This window comes from Sphingomonas aerophila (assembly GCF_014199305.1).
GTDB lineage: Bacteria > Pseudomonadota > Alphaproteobacteria > Sphingomonadales > Sphingomonadaceae > Sphingomonas > Sphingomonas aerophila.
This window is the reverse complement of the sequence record NZ_JACIJK010000005.1, coordinates 174752-189476: the sequence shown is the minus strand read 5'-3', so window position 1 is coordinate 189476 and position 14725 is coordinate 174752. Positions and strand designations below refer to the sequence as shown.

The window sequence follows — 14725 nt, the reverse complement described above, 5'->3', positions numbered from 1 at the left end:
GACGCCATGATGACGATATCCCGACGTCTCTTCCTCGCCGGCGCCGCCACGGCCGCCGCCGTCCCATCGCTCGCGCGGACGGCAAAGGCGCCACGTGTCACGAACCCGCTGGTTCGGGAGAGGGCGGACGCGCAGGTGTTCCGGCACGAGGACGGCTGGTACTATATGACTGGCTCCGTGCCCGAGTACGACCGGCTGGTGCTGCGTCGGTCGCGGACGGTCGCGGGACTGGCGACCGCGCCCGAACGGGTGCTGTGGCGGCATGTGGCGAGCGGCCCCTTGTCTGGCTTTATCTGGGCGCCGGAGATGCACTGGATCGGCGGACGCTGGATCATGTATTTCGCCGCCGGACCCAGCGGCGGCGGCGAGGATGTGTTCCGTATCCGGACGCATGCCGTCGCCTGTGACGGCGCGGACCCGATGACAGGATCATGGTCGGTCCTGGGGCAGCTTCAGACCCCCTGGGATAGCTTCAACCTCGATTCGACCAGCTTTGTCCATCGGGGGCAGCGGTACCTGGCCTGGGCACAGCGAGAGGAGGGGATCGACACCAATTCGAACCTGTACCTGGCGCCGTTGGCAACGCCGCTGACCCTGGCTGCACGCCCTGCTCGCTTGTCCGTGCCCGAGCTGCCGTGGGAGGTGCAGGGCTTCAAGGTGAACGAAGCGCCCGCGCTGCTCGCCCGACATGGCCGGCTTTTCCTGACCTACTCGGCCAGTGCCACGGACGCGCGTTACTGCATGGGGATGCTTACTGCGCGCGATGACGCTGACATCATGGATCCTGCAAGCTGGAGCAAGTCACCGGTGCCCGTGATGAAGACTTCGATCGAGCATCGGATCTACGGCCCTGGCCATAACAGCTTCACGGTGGACGAACGCGGCCGCGATCTGCTGGTCTTTCACGCCCGGGACTACGAGAAGATCAAGGGCGACCCTTTGTTCGACCCGAACCGCCACACGCGGGTACAGCCGATCCGATATGGTCCGGACGGCGTACCATTGTTCGATCCGCCAGTAGCGAACGGGCCCATGCCGGCAGCCTGAGGGACCCCTGAAGTAGTTACGATGGAACAGGATTTCGGAAGCTTAAGAAGCAACAAGGGCGATTTCAGCAAAAGCAGCAGTGCGCAGAATATGTCTGAGTAAAGGCGCGGGCACGAGTCCGCTCGTTGCAAAGGGAGAGTGTGTCATGGCCCAGAAATCCACCATTCTGACCTCCGTATCGACGGCAGCGTTGCTGGTTAGCTTTCCTGCGTTCGCGCAGCAAACGACGGAGCAGCCGGGCCAGGCTGGAACGCCCGGCACTCAGTCCGGCACGACGACGGGTGGGACCACTTCCAGTGTATCGGGCGCCCCTGATGCACCCGGATCGGCCGGCCAGACGGGAGAGGACTCCGACGTCGTCGTCACGGGCGTGCGGGCCTCCATCGTGGGCGCGCTTAACCGTCGTCGCGAGTCGACCCAGATCGTTGACTCCGTCGTGGCCGAGGACGTCGGCAAGTTGCCGGACAACAACGTCGTTGAGGCGTTGCAGCGCATCACGGGCGTTCAGGTCACCGATCGCGGCAATGGTGAGGCGGCCGGTATCCAGATCCGCGGGCTTCCCGATGCACTGACTACTCTTAATGGGCGCAACATCTTCACCGCCGCGGGCCAGACCTTCGCGCTGCAGGACATCTCCGCAAACCTCGTGAAGCGGGTGGACGTGTTCAAGACGCGTGCGGCCGACCAGATCGAGACCGGTCTTGCCGGCCAGGTAGATGTGGTTACCCGCCGTCCGTTCGACTTCAAGGGATTTGCTATCTCGGGCCTCGCCCGCGGCATTTACGATCAGGAAGCCGATAAGATAAATCCGAACGGCGCCATGTTAATCAGCAATCGTTGGACAACCGGCATCGGCGATGTCGGCGTCCTGCTGAACGCGAGCTATACCCGGGCAAAGTACCGCACGATGTCCACGACAGCCGGGGCGTTCGTGCCATTCGCGACGCTCTCCCCCGCCACGGGCACCGGGCTTGATCGGTTCCAGCGCATATTCCCGGCAGCTCGCGACCCGATCACCGGCCAGTTCGCACGGGCGCCGGGCTTGGGCGAATGGGACGTGGGCTTGGACCGCGGTCTCCCCACGGCGGCCGGTTCAACCCTGCTCGTCAACGGCGTCGCCACGCCCTATTACCTGTCCCGCGACGCAGCCTTCAGCTCGGACCTGTACGGCAAGCGCGAGCGGCCGTCGGCGAATATCGCGGTTCAGTGGGCGCCCAATGCCAGTTCAGTGTACACCGCCGAGGCGTTCTACGCCGGGTTCCGTGGTACGACGTTCAACAGCCTCCAGTTCAGCTTTGTCGATTTCTGGGCGAACCCCCAGGAGCCGACGCTGTACGAGGGCACGAACATCGTGAAGTCCCGTGTCGCCAACCAGGTCTATGGGTTCAACAGTGGCGATTTCTCGACCAACAAGACCGACAGCTTCGTCTACGCTCTGAACGGGAAGTGGGACCTCGGTGACCGCGGTGCCATCGTTGCCGACGCTGCCTATCAGACAAGCACCAACAAGACTTCGTTCATCGCGGCGCGGACGGAACGGGTCGCGCCGTCGATCAACGTGGACTTCAACGCCGGTGGCGGCGTACCGTCCTACCATTTCGATGACGACGCGGCGCTGGCCGATCCGTCTGTCTGGAACGTCGCGCAACTGTACGACAATGCCAATCGCAACAAAGGCAGCGCGATCAGCCTGACGCTGGATGGCAATTATACTTGGGATGATGGCTTTCTCCGCCAGATCAAGGGCGGGTTCCGCTTCGACGATCGCAAGGCATCATCTTTCGTGCGTTCGCAGGACGCAGGTATCCTCGGTGTGCCTCTATCGAGCCTTCCCGAAGGGGCGACCTTCACCAACAGTGACTTTTTCAAGGGGCGGGCCGACGTGCCCACCAGCTGGGTGCTTGCGAACGGCTACTGGCTGAACCGGAACGCGGACCTCGTTCGCGGGCTCTACCAGCGCGTGACTCCGACGCTTCAGACCTCGGACCAGTTTTCGCTGGTGAGGACGTTCGACGTGGACGAGATCACCCTCGCCGCATACCTTCAGGCTGATGCGCAGGTCTCGATACTGGGACGCCCGCTGAAGCTGCAGGCTGGGTTCCGGTATGTGACCGTGGACACGGATGCGAACTTCTTCGATCGGTACAACAACAGCGCCCGGACGTCCTCCTCGCCCGGATCGCAGCGGCTCCTGCCGAGCGCGACAGTTCGATACGACATCACGGACAATCTGCGGGTACGGGCCAACTATGGCGAAACGCTACGTCGGCCCGCTTTTGGCGACATCAACCCCAACTTCGCGCTGGTGGGCGACCTGACAAACGTCGGATACGGCAGCGGCACGGCCGGTACGGCCACGCTGCGGCCTACACACTCGAAGAACTATGACGTTGCCGTCGAATGGTACCTCGGCCGGGACAGTGCGATCACTGTGACGGGTTTCCGACGCGAGATCGACGGGCTGGTCGTTCCGGTCACTCGGCTCGAGTTCATCCCCAACAACGGGATCGTGGCCGGCGCCACCAACGATTTCGCGATTACCCGGCCGCTCAACGCGTCCGATGGCGTGCTCAAGGGCGTCGAGATCGGGCTTACCTACTTTCCGCACTATCTGCCGAATTTCCTGGAGGGTCTCGGCTTCCAGGGGAGTGTGACGGTGCTCGACTCCAGCCAGAACATCCCGCGCTATGACAATGCCGGCAACCTGATCGGCGAGGACCGCTCCGACTTCTTTGGCGTCTCGAACCTGTCGTACAACGCTACCCTCGCCTACGATAACGGCCCGATCGGTGCCCGCCTGTCCTATGTCTATCGTAAGGCGTTCGCCGCCCGGAACGAGGCGCGGCTGTTCGCCAATCCGATCGGCGTATGGCGCCGTCCGGAGAGGAGCCTTGACCTTCAGATCACGGCCAAGCTGACGGACCAGGTCGGGCTTACGTTTGACGCGGTGAACCTCACCCGCTCGAAGCAGCAGGAATATTACCGCTTCGCCGACGTCGGGAACGCCGAGCAGTTCAATCTCGGCACCCTGCTGATCCCGCGCACCTTTGCAGTCGGCGTGCGATTCAGCTTTGACTGAGGTTCCACGGGGCGGGTGACTGATCCGCTCGCCTCGCAACCGATGGACAACGTAAAATGATGGCACGGCAGGCAACGGCGCTGTTCCTGGCGCTCCTTACGACCGCCGGGGCTGCACAGCGGACAGCCGGGCCGGAACTCTCGGGATCGCTGACGCCCGTGCACGACCCCGCGATCATCCGTCAGGGTGACGAGTTCCTGCTGTTCGTCACCGGCCATCTGGGGCCGGGGCCTGGACCGCTCGCCCTGCGTACGTCGCCCGACCTTGTTCATTGGACACTACGTGGGGCCAGTTTTCCGGAGCTGCCGTCATGGGCGGCTCGATTGGTGCCGGGAGCCAAGGGGCTCTGGGCGCCGGACATCAGCCGAGTAGGCGGCGAATACCGGCTCTACTACGCGGTTTCCACCTTCGGCTCGAACCGGTCCGCGATCGGCCTGGCAACCGCGCGGAAGATCGACCCGGAGCATCCGGCGGCGGGATGGACGGACAAGGGTCCGGTGATCGCGTCGACGCCGACCAACGACTATAATGCGATCGATCCAGCGGCCTTCGTCGACGTGGACGGGCGTCACTGGATGGCGTTCGGCAGCTTCTGGTCCGGGATCAAGCTGATCGAGCTTGATCCGAAGACCGGGCTCCGCAAGGCGGGCGACCCCGCTCCACGTGCAATCGCCGCCCGGCCGGAATTGGGGCAGCAGCCCGGACCGGGGCCGGGCGCGCTCGAGGCGCCGTTCGTGATCCGGCGCGGCGGCTACTACTATCTCTTCGTGTCATTCGACTTCTGCTGTCGCGGCAAGGAGAGCAGCTACAACACCGTGGTGGGCCGCGCGAGGACGCCGGAAGGCCCCTATGTCGACCGAACCGGGCGAGCCATGCTGCGCGGCGGCGGGACGCCGGTGCTTGCTTCGGGAAGGGGCGGCGGCGACCGTTTCGTCGGACGAGGCCATGTCGCCGTCCTGCAGGATGGTGGCCGCGACCGGATCGTCTACCACGCCTACGACACGCAAGCGAACGGGACGCCGACGCTGCGTATCCAGCCTCTCAAATGGACGCGCGACGGCTGGCCAGTTGCGGCCTAGCCGTCTCGCCGGGTGGGTAGTGGTGCAACGCGGTCTGCTTGCCGTTCGCGTCACCATCGGCCTAAGCTGGTTTAGATGCCTGGACACCCCACCTTCAACGGCGGTCATGACGAAGTCGCTGCGATCCTCGCGTGCGAAATCATCGCTGGAACTCGGCCGGCCGGGAGCAGATTGCCAACAGTCGAAGAGATGTACGAGCGTTTCGGCGTCTCCAGGGTCATGGTCCGTGAGGTGACCAAGACCTTGACGGCCAAGGGCTTGGTAAATCCCAAGACGAAGGTCGGGACGCTGGTCTTGCCGCCCGAGCGGTGGAACTGGTTCGACCCGGACTTTCTCGCTTGGCGCGTGCGAGTTGGCCTCGATGCCGAGTTCTTCAATCAGCTTACGCAGATGCGGCGCGCCGTCGAGCCGAGAGCCGCCGCGCTGGCCGCGGAACAGAGTTCGGCAAGCGTTATCATTGACCTTCGCTCTGCCTTGGACGCCATGGCTCACAGCGACGGAGGCAATCGCGAGTTCGCCCAAGCCGACTTGCGTTTCCACGTGACGGTTGGGGCGGCTTCGGGCAACCCGCTGTTTCGCTCTTTCGCGAGTGTCGTCGAGACGGCGCTCGCAGCCTCGCTCTCCTTGACGGCTCCGCTGAGTAGGGAGGCCATTGCGATCACGGTAGCGCGTCACCGATCGATCGTGGACGCCATCGAAGCTGGCGATCCCGATGGAGCGGCGCAAGCCATGCTCGGGGTCATAAACGAAGGTTCGGACCGGCTTCGGGACAAGACGGCGGCCCTTCTTCCTGATTGACCACCTGTTTGTAGCAGTCCGGCCATCGAGGTGCTCCAGCGCGTGTCATGCAAGCGGAAACGCGGGACCGGAGCAGGACTTACCCCACAAGGCCGGAAGCGGTGTTTGAGAGGGACGGGTGCCGTCGGCATCACGAACTCGGCTGGATGCGTAGCAAGTCTTTCGCGACAATCGCCAGCAACCAAGACTCAGAAGTGCGCCCTAACCCCGGGGGTCAGGCCTAGGACCCTAGAAGTTCGCTGAAGCAGCAACAGCGAACCTCTGGGGGCCGACGTCAGAGAAATGGTGCTGCCGGTGAGGATTGAACTCACGACCTCAGCCTTACCAAGGATGCGCTCTACCACTGAGCTACGGCAGCACTCGCCCGCCTGTCTCGGCGGTGGCGGGAAGGGGGCCTAGAGACGAAGCGCGGCCGGTTGTCAAGGCATTGCCGCACCGGTTACACGGGCAAGCATGGCCGGGCAGGACGACAGGGCAGAACGGTTGAAGGCGCAGCTGCGTGCGAACCTGCGCCGGCGCAAGGTGCCGGGCGACGATCCGGGCGAGGATGCGACACCCTCGCCCGACAAGGATCGCGCGCAACCGGACGCCTGATTCGTCAGGCGATCGGCGCGCACTTGGCCGCGAGCCAGCGGCGTTCGTCCTCGTCCAGCTGGGGCCCGATGACTTCCAGCACGCGTGCATGATAGCCGTTGAGCCAGGCCTGCTCTCCGGTCGTCAGCAACGCGGAATCGATCAGGTCACGCTCGATCGGCGCAAAGGTCAGCGTTTCGAACCCAAGCATCGCACGCTCCGGGTCGCCGCCCGGAATGGTGCGCGGTTCCACCAGCAGCAGGTTTTCGATCCGGATGCCGTACTCGCCCGCCTTGTAATAGCCCGGCTCGTTGGACAGCATCATGCCAGCGCGCAGTGGCTCGAGAGAGGCGCCGCCGGGGTAATTGGGTGCTGCGATGCGCTGAGGCCCCTCATGCACCGCAAGATAGCTCCCGATGCCATGGCCCGTCCCATGTCCGAAATCGAGACCAGCCTCCCACAAGGGGCGCCGCGCGAAGCCGTCGATCTGCGCCCCACTGGTGCCGTCGGGGAACACGGCCGTGGCTATCGCGATGTGGCCTTGCAGCACGCGGGTGAAGCGGTCGCGCATCTCGTCCGTCGGCCGTCCTATCGGGATCACGCGGGTGACGTCGGTGGTGCCGTCAGCATATTGCCCGCCCGAATCGACCAGGAACAACTGGCCAAGCTCGATCGGCGCGTTGGACTCCTCCGTGACACGATAATGGGGGCTCGCCCCGTGCGCGCCGGTTGCGGAGATCGTATCAAAGCTGCTGTCGAGCAGCAGTCCGGTTTCCTGACGGAAGGCGAGCAGCTTGGCAGCCGCCGACAGCTCGGTCTGGCCACCGCGGGGGCATTCGATCTCGGCCCAGCGCAGGAAGCGGGTCAGTGCTGCTCCATCGCGGGCGGAGGCGGCACGGTGGCCGGCGATTTCGGCCTGGTTCTTGATCGCCTTGGCGAGCACGGCTGGGTCGCGCAGCCAAACGACCTTGCCGCCGCCTGCCTCCACCGCGTCCGCAACCGCTGTCACCGCCCGCTCGGGATCGATCGCGACGCGCTTGTCCGCCAGTGACTGAAGGTGCGCAGGGAAGGCCGCACGGTCATGGAGCCGCACCGCATTGCCCAGATGCTGGTGGACCGCATCGTCGACCTTTTCAGGTGCGACGAACAGGTCGGTGGTGCCATCCGCCGACACCACGGCATAGGCGAGGGCGACGGGCGTGTGGTCAACATCGGCGCCGCGTACGTTCAGCGTCCACGCGATCGAGTCGAGCGCGGTCAGGACTACCGCGTCGGCGCGCTTGTCACCCAGCCAGTCGGCAATGATGGCGCGCTTCTCAGCCGATGATGCGCCCGCCTGTGTGTCGGGGTGGACGACTATGCGGGCGTGGGAGGGGGCGGGGCGGTCGGTCCAGATGGCGTCGATGGGATTGCGGTCCGCCGCGACCAGGGTTGCATCACGGTCCGCCAGCACCTCGCGGAGCTGCTCCACGGAGGAGCGGGTATGGAGCCAGGGATCATAGCCGATCCGCGCGCCGGGGCGGACATGGTCCGCAAGCCAATCGGTGACGCTTTCCGCGGGAACGGCGACATAATCCCAATCGTCCGCCGACACTTGTTCGCGTACCTGCAGCGTGTAGCGTCCGTCAGTGAAGATGGCCGCCTTGTCGGCCAGCACCACCGCGGTGCCGGCCGAGCCGCCAAAGCCAGTCAGCCAGCCCAGCCGCTGGGCATAGTCGCCGACATATTCACTCATATGCTCGTCGGTCAGCGGGACGATGAAGCCGTCCAGTTGGATGCTGTAGAGTTCGTCGCGCAGCGCGACGAGGCGTTCATGATGGGTCGACATGCGCGGGACCATAGCGGTCCCGGCATGCCTATGTCACATCGCCATCCGCTCAGGGCGTCGATGCGATCAGGCGACCTGCTCGTCCTGCCGGTACTGTTCCACCTTTCGCGCAGCGGCGTGGCGGGTCAGCGCGTCGGCCAGCGGAGGCAGCATCTGCCCGCGAATCGAGGCCAGCGCCGCGCTGGCGGGCCGAGGTGCGCGCCAGCCAGGCTCGTCGCCGGCACCCTCTACTACCAGTGAGGCATCCAGGCCGAGCGCCATGGCGACACGCCGGACGAAATCGGCCTCGGTCAGTGCTTCGTCGCCGGCCAGGTGCCAGGTCCCTCTCTCCCCATCGATGATGAGGTCGAGCACCGTGCAGACCAGGTCGGGCAGGTAGGTGGGGCTGGTGATCGCGGACGAGGCACGGAATCGGCGCCGCTGGCGGAGGGAATGTTCGACCTCGATAGCCAGGTTGTGCTGGTCATAAGGCGAGAACAACGTGCCGGCGCGAACCACCAGCGCGTCCGGACAGGCCAGCGCCACCGCCCGCTCGGCTTCCCGCCTGCCGCGACCATAAGCGTTGACTGGGCTGGGGGGCGCGTCTTCACGATAGGGCGCGGCCTGGCTGGCCCCGAACAACTGGTCCGAAGAGAAGAAGGTGTAGCTGATCCCGCGTTCGGAGCAGAGCCGTGCTGGAACGGCCGCATCATCGCGGCCAGCGGCCAGGCAACCAGCAGGATCGCGCTCCGCTTCCTCGATGCTGCACCGCTCGACCGCGTTGATCACCGCCCATGGCTGATGCCGGTCGAGCAGCTCCGCCATGCGCTGCGGAGAGTTGATGGGCCAGGCGCGCTGCCCGACCATCTCGTAGGGCAGGTCGCGGAGCGTGCAGGCACCCGACAGTGCACGGCCGAGCGGGCCTGTCCCGAGGATCAGAATCGGTCGCGCCGCGCGGCCCGAACTAGTATGGACCGACGGCGCCGGCGCGTCCCAAGACACCGGCCTGTGTTCCAGTCGACGCTGCTGCTGCCACCAGCCGAGCGAAGCGAGGGCGGGGTGATCCGCCATCGCGGCCAGCTCTGCGCCACCATGGCCCAGGGCGCGCAGCAAGTCCGCAATCGCGGTCGGACGCGGAGTGCCGCTGCGAACGTCGAACGGCCCGGGTTCGTAATGTCCTGCCTCCCGGGTCAGCAAGCTCGACCAGTCGACATTGCCGATCAACGCCCAGGCGGTCAGCGCACGGACGTCTACGCCCTTCTCGCGCAAGGCCAGGCAATCGTGCCACGACTGCCAAATCCAGCGCATCTGCTCCTCACGCGTGCAGCCAAGATGCGATTCAGTGACTGCGATCGGGATGCGGTAACGCTGCCAGGCTTCCGTCAATACGCCCGACAAGCCGGCCGGCGCCGGGTCGAGCACGCGGGCGGCAGTCAGGTCATGATAACCCGTCTCCGGCGTTGATAGGTCATACTCGGCGAGGCGATGATCAACGAACCGCTCGCTGGTGACATAATGGTTCACGCCCAGCAGGTCGGGTGGGCATGGATCGTCGGCGATGGCGTGGAGCCGGTCGGCAAATCCAACGCGAGCGATCTCTTCCCAAAGCGGGTGGTCGGGGGTCACCCGGCCAGCGAGCAGGTCCCAGCTGATCCAGCGGCGGTGATTGTAGAAATCGACCACGTCGCGAAGCGGCTCCGTGCCATAATATCGGCCCAGGTCCTCCGTTTGCACCAACTTGGCTGCCGGGTTGATCGCACGAATGGCCTGCATGGACAGGCGGGTGGCGTCGATCTGGTTGAGCAGGGCCAACCAGAAGCTGCGATCGTCGGCGGCATGGGGATACCAATGGCCATAAAGGGCGGAGAAACGCGCCGTGGTCAGCGGTTCGTTGACCGGTGTCCAATGCTCGATATGCGGATAACGGCGCACAACGGCATCAGCGAACTGACCTAGCAGCGGCGCGAAATTGTCAGAAACCAGGCTGGTATAGGCGGGGCCGCTGCCATGATGGGTTAAGCCAACAATGGGGTCCATTCCCAATTCAGCGATGCGAGCAAGCCGTTCGTCGGACCAAGACCAGTCATGCTCGTCCGGGCTGTTCGGCGCGATCCGCTCCCACAATACCGGATAACGCAGGCGGCGGATGCCGAGCGCCGCGAACCGGTCCAGGTCATCGATGCGGTGTTGATGGCCCGTTAGTATCGTTTGGTCGCGATACCGGTCGCCGACGCGGTTCACAGTGCATTCGTGTCCTCCCCAGAGTTCCACGCATTTGCCCCTTGCTTCACCATCGTTAACCCAGCCCAACGTTCCTGGCAGGTGATTGGCTCCGTCGCGGATTTCATCGACAAAGCGGGTTCGCCGGTTATTGCGGTGGCATGACCGATCTCACCCCGCCAATTGCCCCGACCCGCCCGCACAGCTTTACCACCCATGGCATCACGGTCGAGGATCCCTGGGCCTGGCTGAAGGACCGGAACTATCCCGAGGTCACCGATCCGGAGGTGTTGGGTTATCTCGCCGCGGAGAACGAATATTTCGAGGCGGCAATGAAGCCGCATCAGCCATTGGTTGACCGCCTGTACGAAGAGATGAAGGCGCGGTTGAAGGAGGACGAATCCACCGTTCCGCAAAAGGACGGCGAGTGGTTGTACTGGACGGGCTACGAGACTGGCGGCCAGTACCGCAAATGGTGGCGACGTCCGGTGGCGGGCGGTCCGGACGAACTGCTGCTGGACGAGCCGGCGCTGGCCGAGGGCAAGGAATATTTCAGGCTGGGAGCGATCGCGACGTCGAACAACGGCCGCTATCTGGCCTATGCGATCGATGACAGCGGCGCCGAGCGCTTCACCGTCCGGGTCAAGGACCTGGAAACCGGCGATCATCTGCCCGAAGTGATCGAAGGAATGCTGTCCGAGATCGTCTGGACCGCGAACGACGACGCGTTCCTGTACGGGCTGGCGAACGAACAATGGCGCACCGACAATGCCCGGCTGCACCGCCTTGGCACCCCCGTGGCCGACGACATCGAACTCTATCGGGAGGCGGACGAGGGCTATCGCGTGGCGGTCGGCGAGACCTCTTCGCGCAAATGGATCGTGATCGGGACCGGCGACCACAACACGTCAGAGATCCGGCTGGTCCCGGCCGACGATCCCACTGCCGACCCGATCCTGGTCGCGCCGCGCAAGGACGGTCGCGAATATGACGTGGACGAGCATGACGGCACGCTGTTCATCCACACCAACGACACCGACCCGCAGTTTCGCCTGTGCACCGCGTCGATCGACACGCCTGGCGAATGGCAGGAACTGATCGGGCCGAACCCGCACTTCTACATGACCGGCGTCGAATGCTTTGCGAAGTTCTTCGTGGTGGAGGGGCGCGAGGACGGGTTGGACCGGATCGCCATCCACCGTTACGACGACCACACCGAGCCGCAGCGGATCGTGTTCCCGGAGGCGAGCTATGCCGCCGGACTGGGCGACAATCCCGAATATGACATGGACGTGCTGCGGCTCGGCTATGAGTCGATGGTGACCCCCGGGACCGTCTATGATTACGACGTCGCGACGGGCGTCCTCACCACGTTGAAGGTGCAGGAGATCCCGTCTGGCTATGATGGGGCGAAGTACCGGACGGAGCGACTGCACGTCACCGCGCGCGACGGAACAAAGGTGCCCGTGTCGATCGTGTACCCCGCCGACTTCCCGCGCGACGGATCGCGGCCGCTCTACCTTTACGCCTATGGCGCCTATGGCCACGCTATCCCGCCGGGCTTCTCAACCGGGCGGCTGAGCCTGCTCGATCGCGGCTTTGCCTATGCCATCGCGCATATCCGCGGCGGTGATGACCTGGGCCAGCAATGGTACCATGACGGCAAGCTGTTGAAGCGCACCAACACCTTTACCGACTTTGTAGACGTCGCGCGGGCGCTGGTGGAACAGGGCTGGACGAGCGCCGGCAAGATCGCGATCGCAGGTCGCTCGGCCGGTGGCGAGCTGATGGGCGCGGTGGTCAATTCCGATCCCGACCTGTGGGGCGCGGTCATCGCCGACGTGCCGTTTGTCGACGTGCTCAACACCATGCTCGATCCCGAACTGCCGCTGACACCGGGCGAATGGCCCGAATGGGGCAACCCGATCGAGGACAAGGCGGCATTTGAGCTGATCCGCTCCTATGACCCATATTTCAATGTGCGGGCACAGGCTTATCCGCCCATGTTCATCTCAGGCGGGCTCAACGACCCGCGGGTGACCTATTGGGAGCCGGCGAAATGGGCGGCGAAGCTGCGCGCGACCAAGACCGACAACAACATCCTGCTGCTCAAGACCAACATGGGCGCGGGGCACGGCGGCAAGTCGGGCCGCTTCGACAGCCTGCGCGAGGCGGCGGAAGAGCACGCCTTTGTTCTGTGGCAACTCGGCATCGAGAGCTGACGGTTCGTGGCGATCGAGGCTCTGGTCGCCCGCTACGGCCTGCCCGCGCTGCTGGTCGGCGCAGGCATCGAGGGTGAGGCGGTGGTGGTCGCGGGCGGGTTGCTCGCGCACCAGGGGCTGGTACCGCTGGCCGGCGTGATGGCAGTGACCGCGATCGGCTCCTTCGCCGCGGACCAGGGCTGGTTTGCGGTCGGGCGCCGGTTCCGCGATTCCGCACGGGTGCAGCGGATCAGGCGCAAGGCCGCCTTCGCTCGCGCGCTCTCCGCGCTGGATCGCCATCCGATCGGCTTCATCTTCGCCTTCCGATTCGTGTACGGACTTCGAACGGTCAGCCCGATCGCGATCGGATCGGCGGGCGTGTCTCCTAAACTCTTCCTGCCGGTCAACGCGGTTGCGGCGGTGATCTGGGCCGTGTTGTTCAGCTCGGTCGGCTATTGGTTCGGCAATGCTTTCGAGCGCTTCATGGGGCGGCTGCATCCACATGGCGCCAGGCTGTGGTGGATCGTCGCTGGGCTGGTGGTCGCCGGGCTCATCGTCGGAGCGGTGCATTGGTGGCGCAAGGGGCGCACATGAGCTTCACCCTGTCCTTCACCGCTGGCGCCGACGACATCGACGAGCTCGGCCATGTCAACAATGCGGTCTGGGTTCGCTGGATACAGGACATTGCCGTCGCCCATTGGGCAGCGGTGGCGTCCCCCGAACACCAGGACGCCTATGTCTGGGTCGTGACCCGGCACGAGATCGACTATCGCGGCAATCTTGCCCTGGGCGAAGTAGTGGAGGCCGATACCTGGGTCGGCGAGCTGAAGGGCGCGCGCTTCAATCGGCATGTTCGCTTCAGCCGCGACGGTCGCGTGCTGGTGGAAGCGGTGACGACCTGGGCGCTGATCGATCGGGCCAGCAGGCGGCTGCTCCGCGTCCGGCCAGAGATCGCGGCGCCGTTCCTTCGGGGCGCCTAGGCCCCGACGTCCAGCAGCGGCCCCGTGCCGTTGAAGCGGCCCGCCTGATAATCGCGGATCGCTTCGCCGATTTCCTCACGCGTGTTCATGACAAAGGGGCCGTGCGCTACCACGGGTTCGTTGATCGGGTCGGCATGGCCGAACAGCAGCACCGCATCCTCCGACGCCTCGACCATCACGGTGTCCGAATCGTCGTTGAACGTCGCGAGGTGCCACTGATCGACCTCTCGTCCCGCAACCGCGACACGACCGGAAACGACATAGAACAGCACGGCCCGGCCACAGGGCGCCGGCAATTCGACCCGTGCGCCGGGATAAAGCTGAACGGTGGCCATGAACACGTCGGTCAACGAGCGGATCGGACCCTTCTGACCGACAAAGCTGCCGGACACGAGGTTCACCGTTCCGGCCCCGTCCGGCGTCGAAAGCGCCGGAATGCCGTCCGCCTGGACGCCCGTGTAGCGCGGCGGCGTCATTTTCAGGCGGGAGGGCAGGTTGACCCAAAGCTGCAGGATCTCAAGCGGCCCGCCGGTCTGCTTGAAGTCGGGCGGCGACACCTCCGCATGGATCAAGCCCGAGCCAGCGGTCATCCACTGCACTCCGCCCGCCGCAATCACGCTCTGGTGACCGCCCGTGTCGTGGTGGGCGAGCGTACCCGACAGAATGAACGTCACGGTCTCAAAGCCGCGGTGCGGGTGCGGGCCAAAGGGCAGGCCGTTGTTGTTCGCCGCATAGACCTGCGGCCCATGGTGGTTGAGGAACAGGAACGGGTCGACCTGTGGCAGATCAGCGGCCGGGACGGGACGCCGGGTGACGAGGTCGGCGATGTCGTCGCGAATGGCGGCGTGGACGGCGGCGATGGTGCGGCTGGTCATTGCCCGCATGTGCGGGCGCGACGGGGCGGGGGCAAGGTCACGGCCCGAAACGCTGCGTTCGGCAGC

10 protein-coding genes, 1 tRNA gene and 1 pseudogene are annotated in these 14725 nt (G+C 65.1%); 8 read left to right on the top strand and 4 right to left on the bottom strand.

From position 1 onward, the window contains the following. Nucleotides 1-6 precede the first annotated feature (6 nt). From FHS94_RS09270 to FHS94_RS09255, 4 genes and pseudogenes are all read left to right on the top strand, one after another. Nucleotides 7-1038: pseudogene (locus tag FHS94_RS09270) on the top strand (glycoside hydrolase family 43 protein); the annotation flags it as partial. A 154-nt stretch (nucleotides 1039-1192) separates the two neighbouring features. Continuing rightward, complete coding sequence (locus FHS94_RS09265) at nucleotides 1193-4126, top strand: TonB-dependent receptor (protein WP_184057048.1); 2934 nt, start codon at nucleotides 1193-1195, stop codon at nucleotides 4124-4126. A gap of 59 nt (nucleotides 4127-4185) precedes the next feature. Then, nucleotides 4186-5205, top strand: a complete 1020-nt coding sequence (locus FHS94_RS09260; RefSeq protein WP_246348473.1) for an arabinan endo-1,5-alpha-L-arabinosidase — start codon at nucleotides 4186-4188, stop codon at nucleotides 5203-5205. Between the two features lie 75 nt (nucleotides 5206-5280). Next, complete coding sequence (locus tag FHS94_RS09255; protein ID WP_184057043.1) at nucleotides 5281-6003, top strand: FadR/GntR family transcriptional regulator; 723 nt, start codon at nucleotides 5281-5283, stop codon at nucleotides 6001-6003. Between the two features lie 283 nt (nucleotides 6004-6286). Here FHS94_RS09255 and FHS94_RS09250 read toward each other — a convergent pair. Beyond that, nucleotides 6287-6361 (bottom strand) — tRNA-Thr (locus FHS94_RS09250). A gap of 95 nt (nucleotides 6362-6456) precedes the next feature. Between FHS94_RS09250 and FHS94_RS09245 the strand changes: the two genes are divergently transcribed. Further along, nucleotides 6457-6597: a hypothetical protein gene (locus FHS94_RS09245; protein WP_184057357.1), complete on the top strand. Its 141-nt coding sequence runs from the start codon at nucleotides 6457-6459 to the stop codon at nucleotides 6595-6597. A gap of 4 nt (nucleotides 6598-6601) precedes the next feature. Here FHS94_RS09245 and FHS94_RS09240 read toward each other — a convergent pair whose 3' ends face one another. Together FHS94_RS09240 and FHS94_RS09235 are read right to left on the bottom strand one after the other, a co-directional pair. Then, entirely contained in the window at nucleotides 6602-8404 is a 1803-nt protein-coding gene (locus FHS94_RS09240; protein WP_184057041.1) for an aminopeptidase P family protein, read from the bottom strand. Nucleotides 8405-8470: 66 nt separating this feature from the next. Next, nucleotides 8471-10654 (bottom strand): family 1 glycosylhydrolase, encoded by a 2184-nt coding sequence (locus FHS94_RS09235; RefSeq protein WP_184057039.1) that lies wholly within the window; start codon nucleotides 10652-10654, stop codon nucleotides 8471-8473. Nucleotides 10655-10764: 110 nt separating this feature from the next. On the opposite strand from FHS94_RS09235, the gene FHS94_RS09230 reads away from it, so the two are divergent. The 3 genes from FHS94_RS09230 to FHS94_RS09220 are packed head-to-tail and all read left to right on the top strand — an operon-like array spanning nucleotide 10765 to nucleotide 13784. Then, nucleotides 10765-12825, top strand: coding sequence for a S9 family peptidase (locus tag FHS94_RS09230; protein WP_184057037.1), 2061 nt, complete (start codon nucleotides 10765-10767; stop codon nucleotides 12823-12825). Nucleotides 12826-12831: 6 nt separating this feature from the next. Further along, nucleotides 12832-13398, top strand: coding sequence for a VTT domain-containing protein (locus tag FHS94_RS09225; RefSeq protein ID WP_184057035.1), 567 nt, complete (start codon nucleotides 12832-12834; stop codon nucleotides 13396-13398). After that, the gene (locus tag FHS94_RS09220) at nucleotides 13395-13784 is read left to right on the top strand and encodes an acyl-CoA thioesterase (protein ID WP_184057033.1); all 390 of its coding nucleotides are present in this window, start codon (nucleotides 13395-13397) and stop codon (nucleotides 13782-13784) included. Before FHS94_RS09225 ends, FHS94_RS09220 begins: the two co-directional genes overlap by 4 nt. Here the strand turns inward: FHS94_RS09220 and FHS94_RS09215 are convergent. Beyond that, nucleotides 13781-14659, bottom strand: a complete 879-nt coding sequence (locus FHS94_RS09215) for a pirin family protein (RefSeq protein WP_184057031.1) — start codon at nucleotides 14657-14659, stop codon at nucleotides 13781-13783. The genes FHS94_RS09220 and FHS94_RS09215 overlap by 4 nt on opposite strands. Nucleotides 14660-14725 lie beyond the last annotated feature (66 nt).

Excerpts from the sequence above, each read along its gene's own strand:
- FHS94_RS09230 (WP_184057037.1), top strand. The coding sequence starts at position 10,765 with ATGACCGATCTCACCCCGCCAATTGCCCCGACCCGCCCGCACAGCTTT.
- FHS94_RS09255 (WP_184057043.1), top strand. The coding sequence starts at position 5,281 with ATGCCTGGACACCCCACCTTCAACGGCGGTCATGACGAAGTCGCTGCG.
- FHS94_RS09215 (WP_184057031.1), bottom strand. The coding sequence starts at position 14,659 with ATGACCAGCCGCACCATCGCCGCCGTCCACGCCGCCATTCGCGACGAC.
- FHS94_RS09220 (WP_184057033.1), top strand. The coding sequence starts at position 13,395 with ATGAGCTTCACCCTGTCCTTCACCGCTGGCGCCGACGACATCGACGAG.
- FHS94_RS09265 (WP_184057048.1), top strand. The coding sequence starts at position 1,193 with ATGGCCCAGAAATCCACCATTCTGACCTCCGTATCGACGGCAGCGTTG.
- FHS94_RS09260 (WP_246348473.1), top strand. The coding sequence starts at position 4,186 with ATGGCACGGCAGGCAACGGCGCTGTTCCTGGCGCTCCTTACGACCGCC.
- FHS94_RS09240 (WP_184057041.1), bottom strand. The coding sequence starts at position 8,404 with ATGTCGACCCATCATGAACGCCTCGTCGCGCTGCGCGACGAACTCTAC.
- FHS94_RS09245 (WP_184057357.1), top strand. The coding sequence starts at position 6,457 with ATGGCCGGGCAGGACGACAGGGCAGAACGGTTGAAGGCGCAGCTGCGT.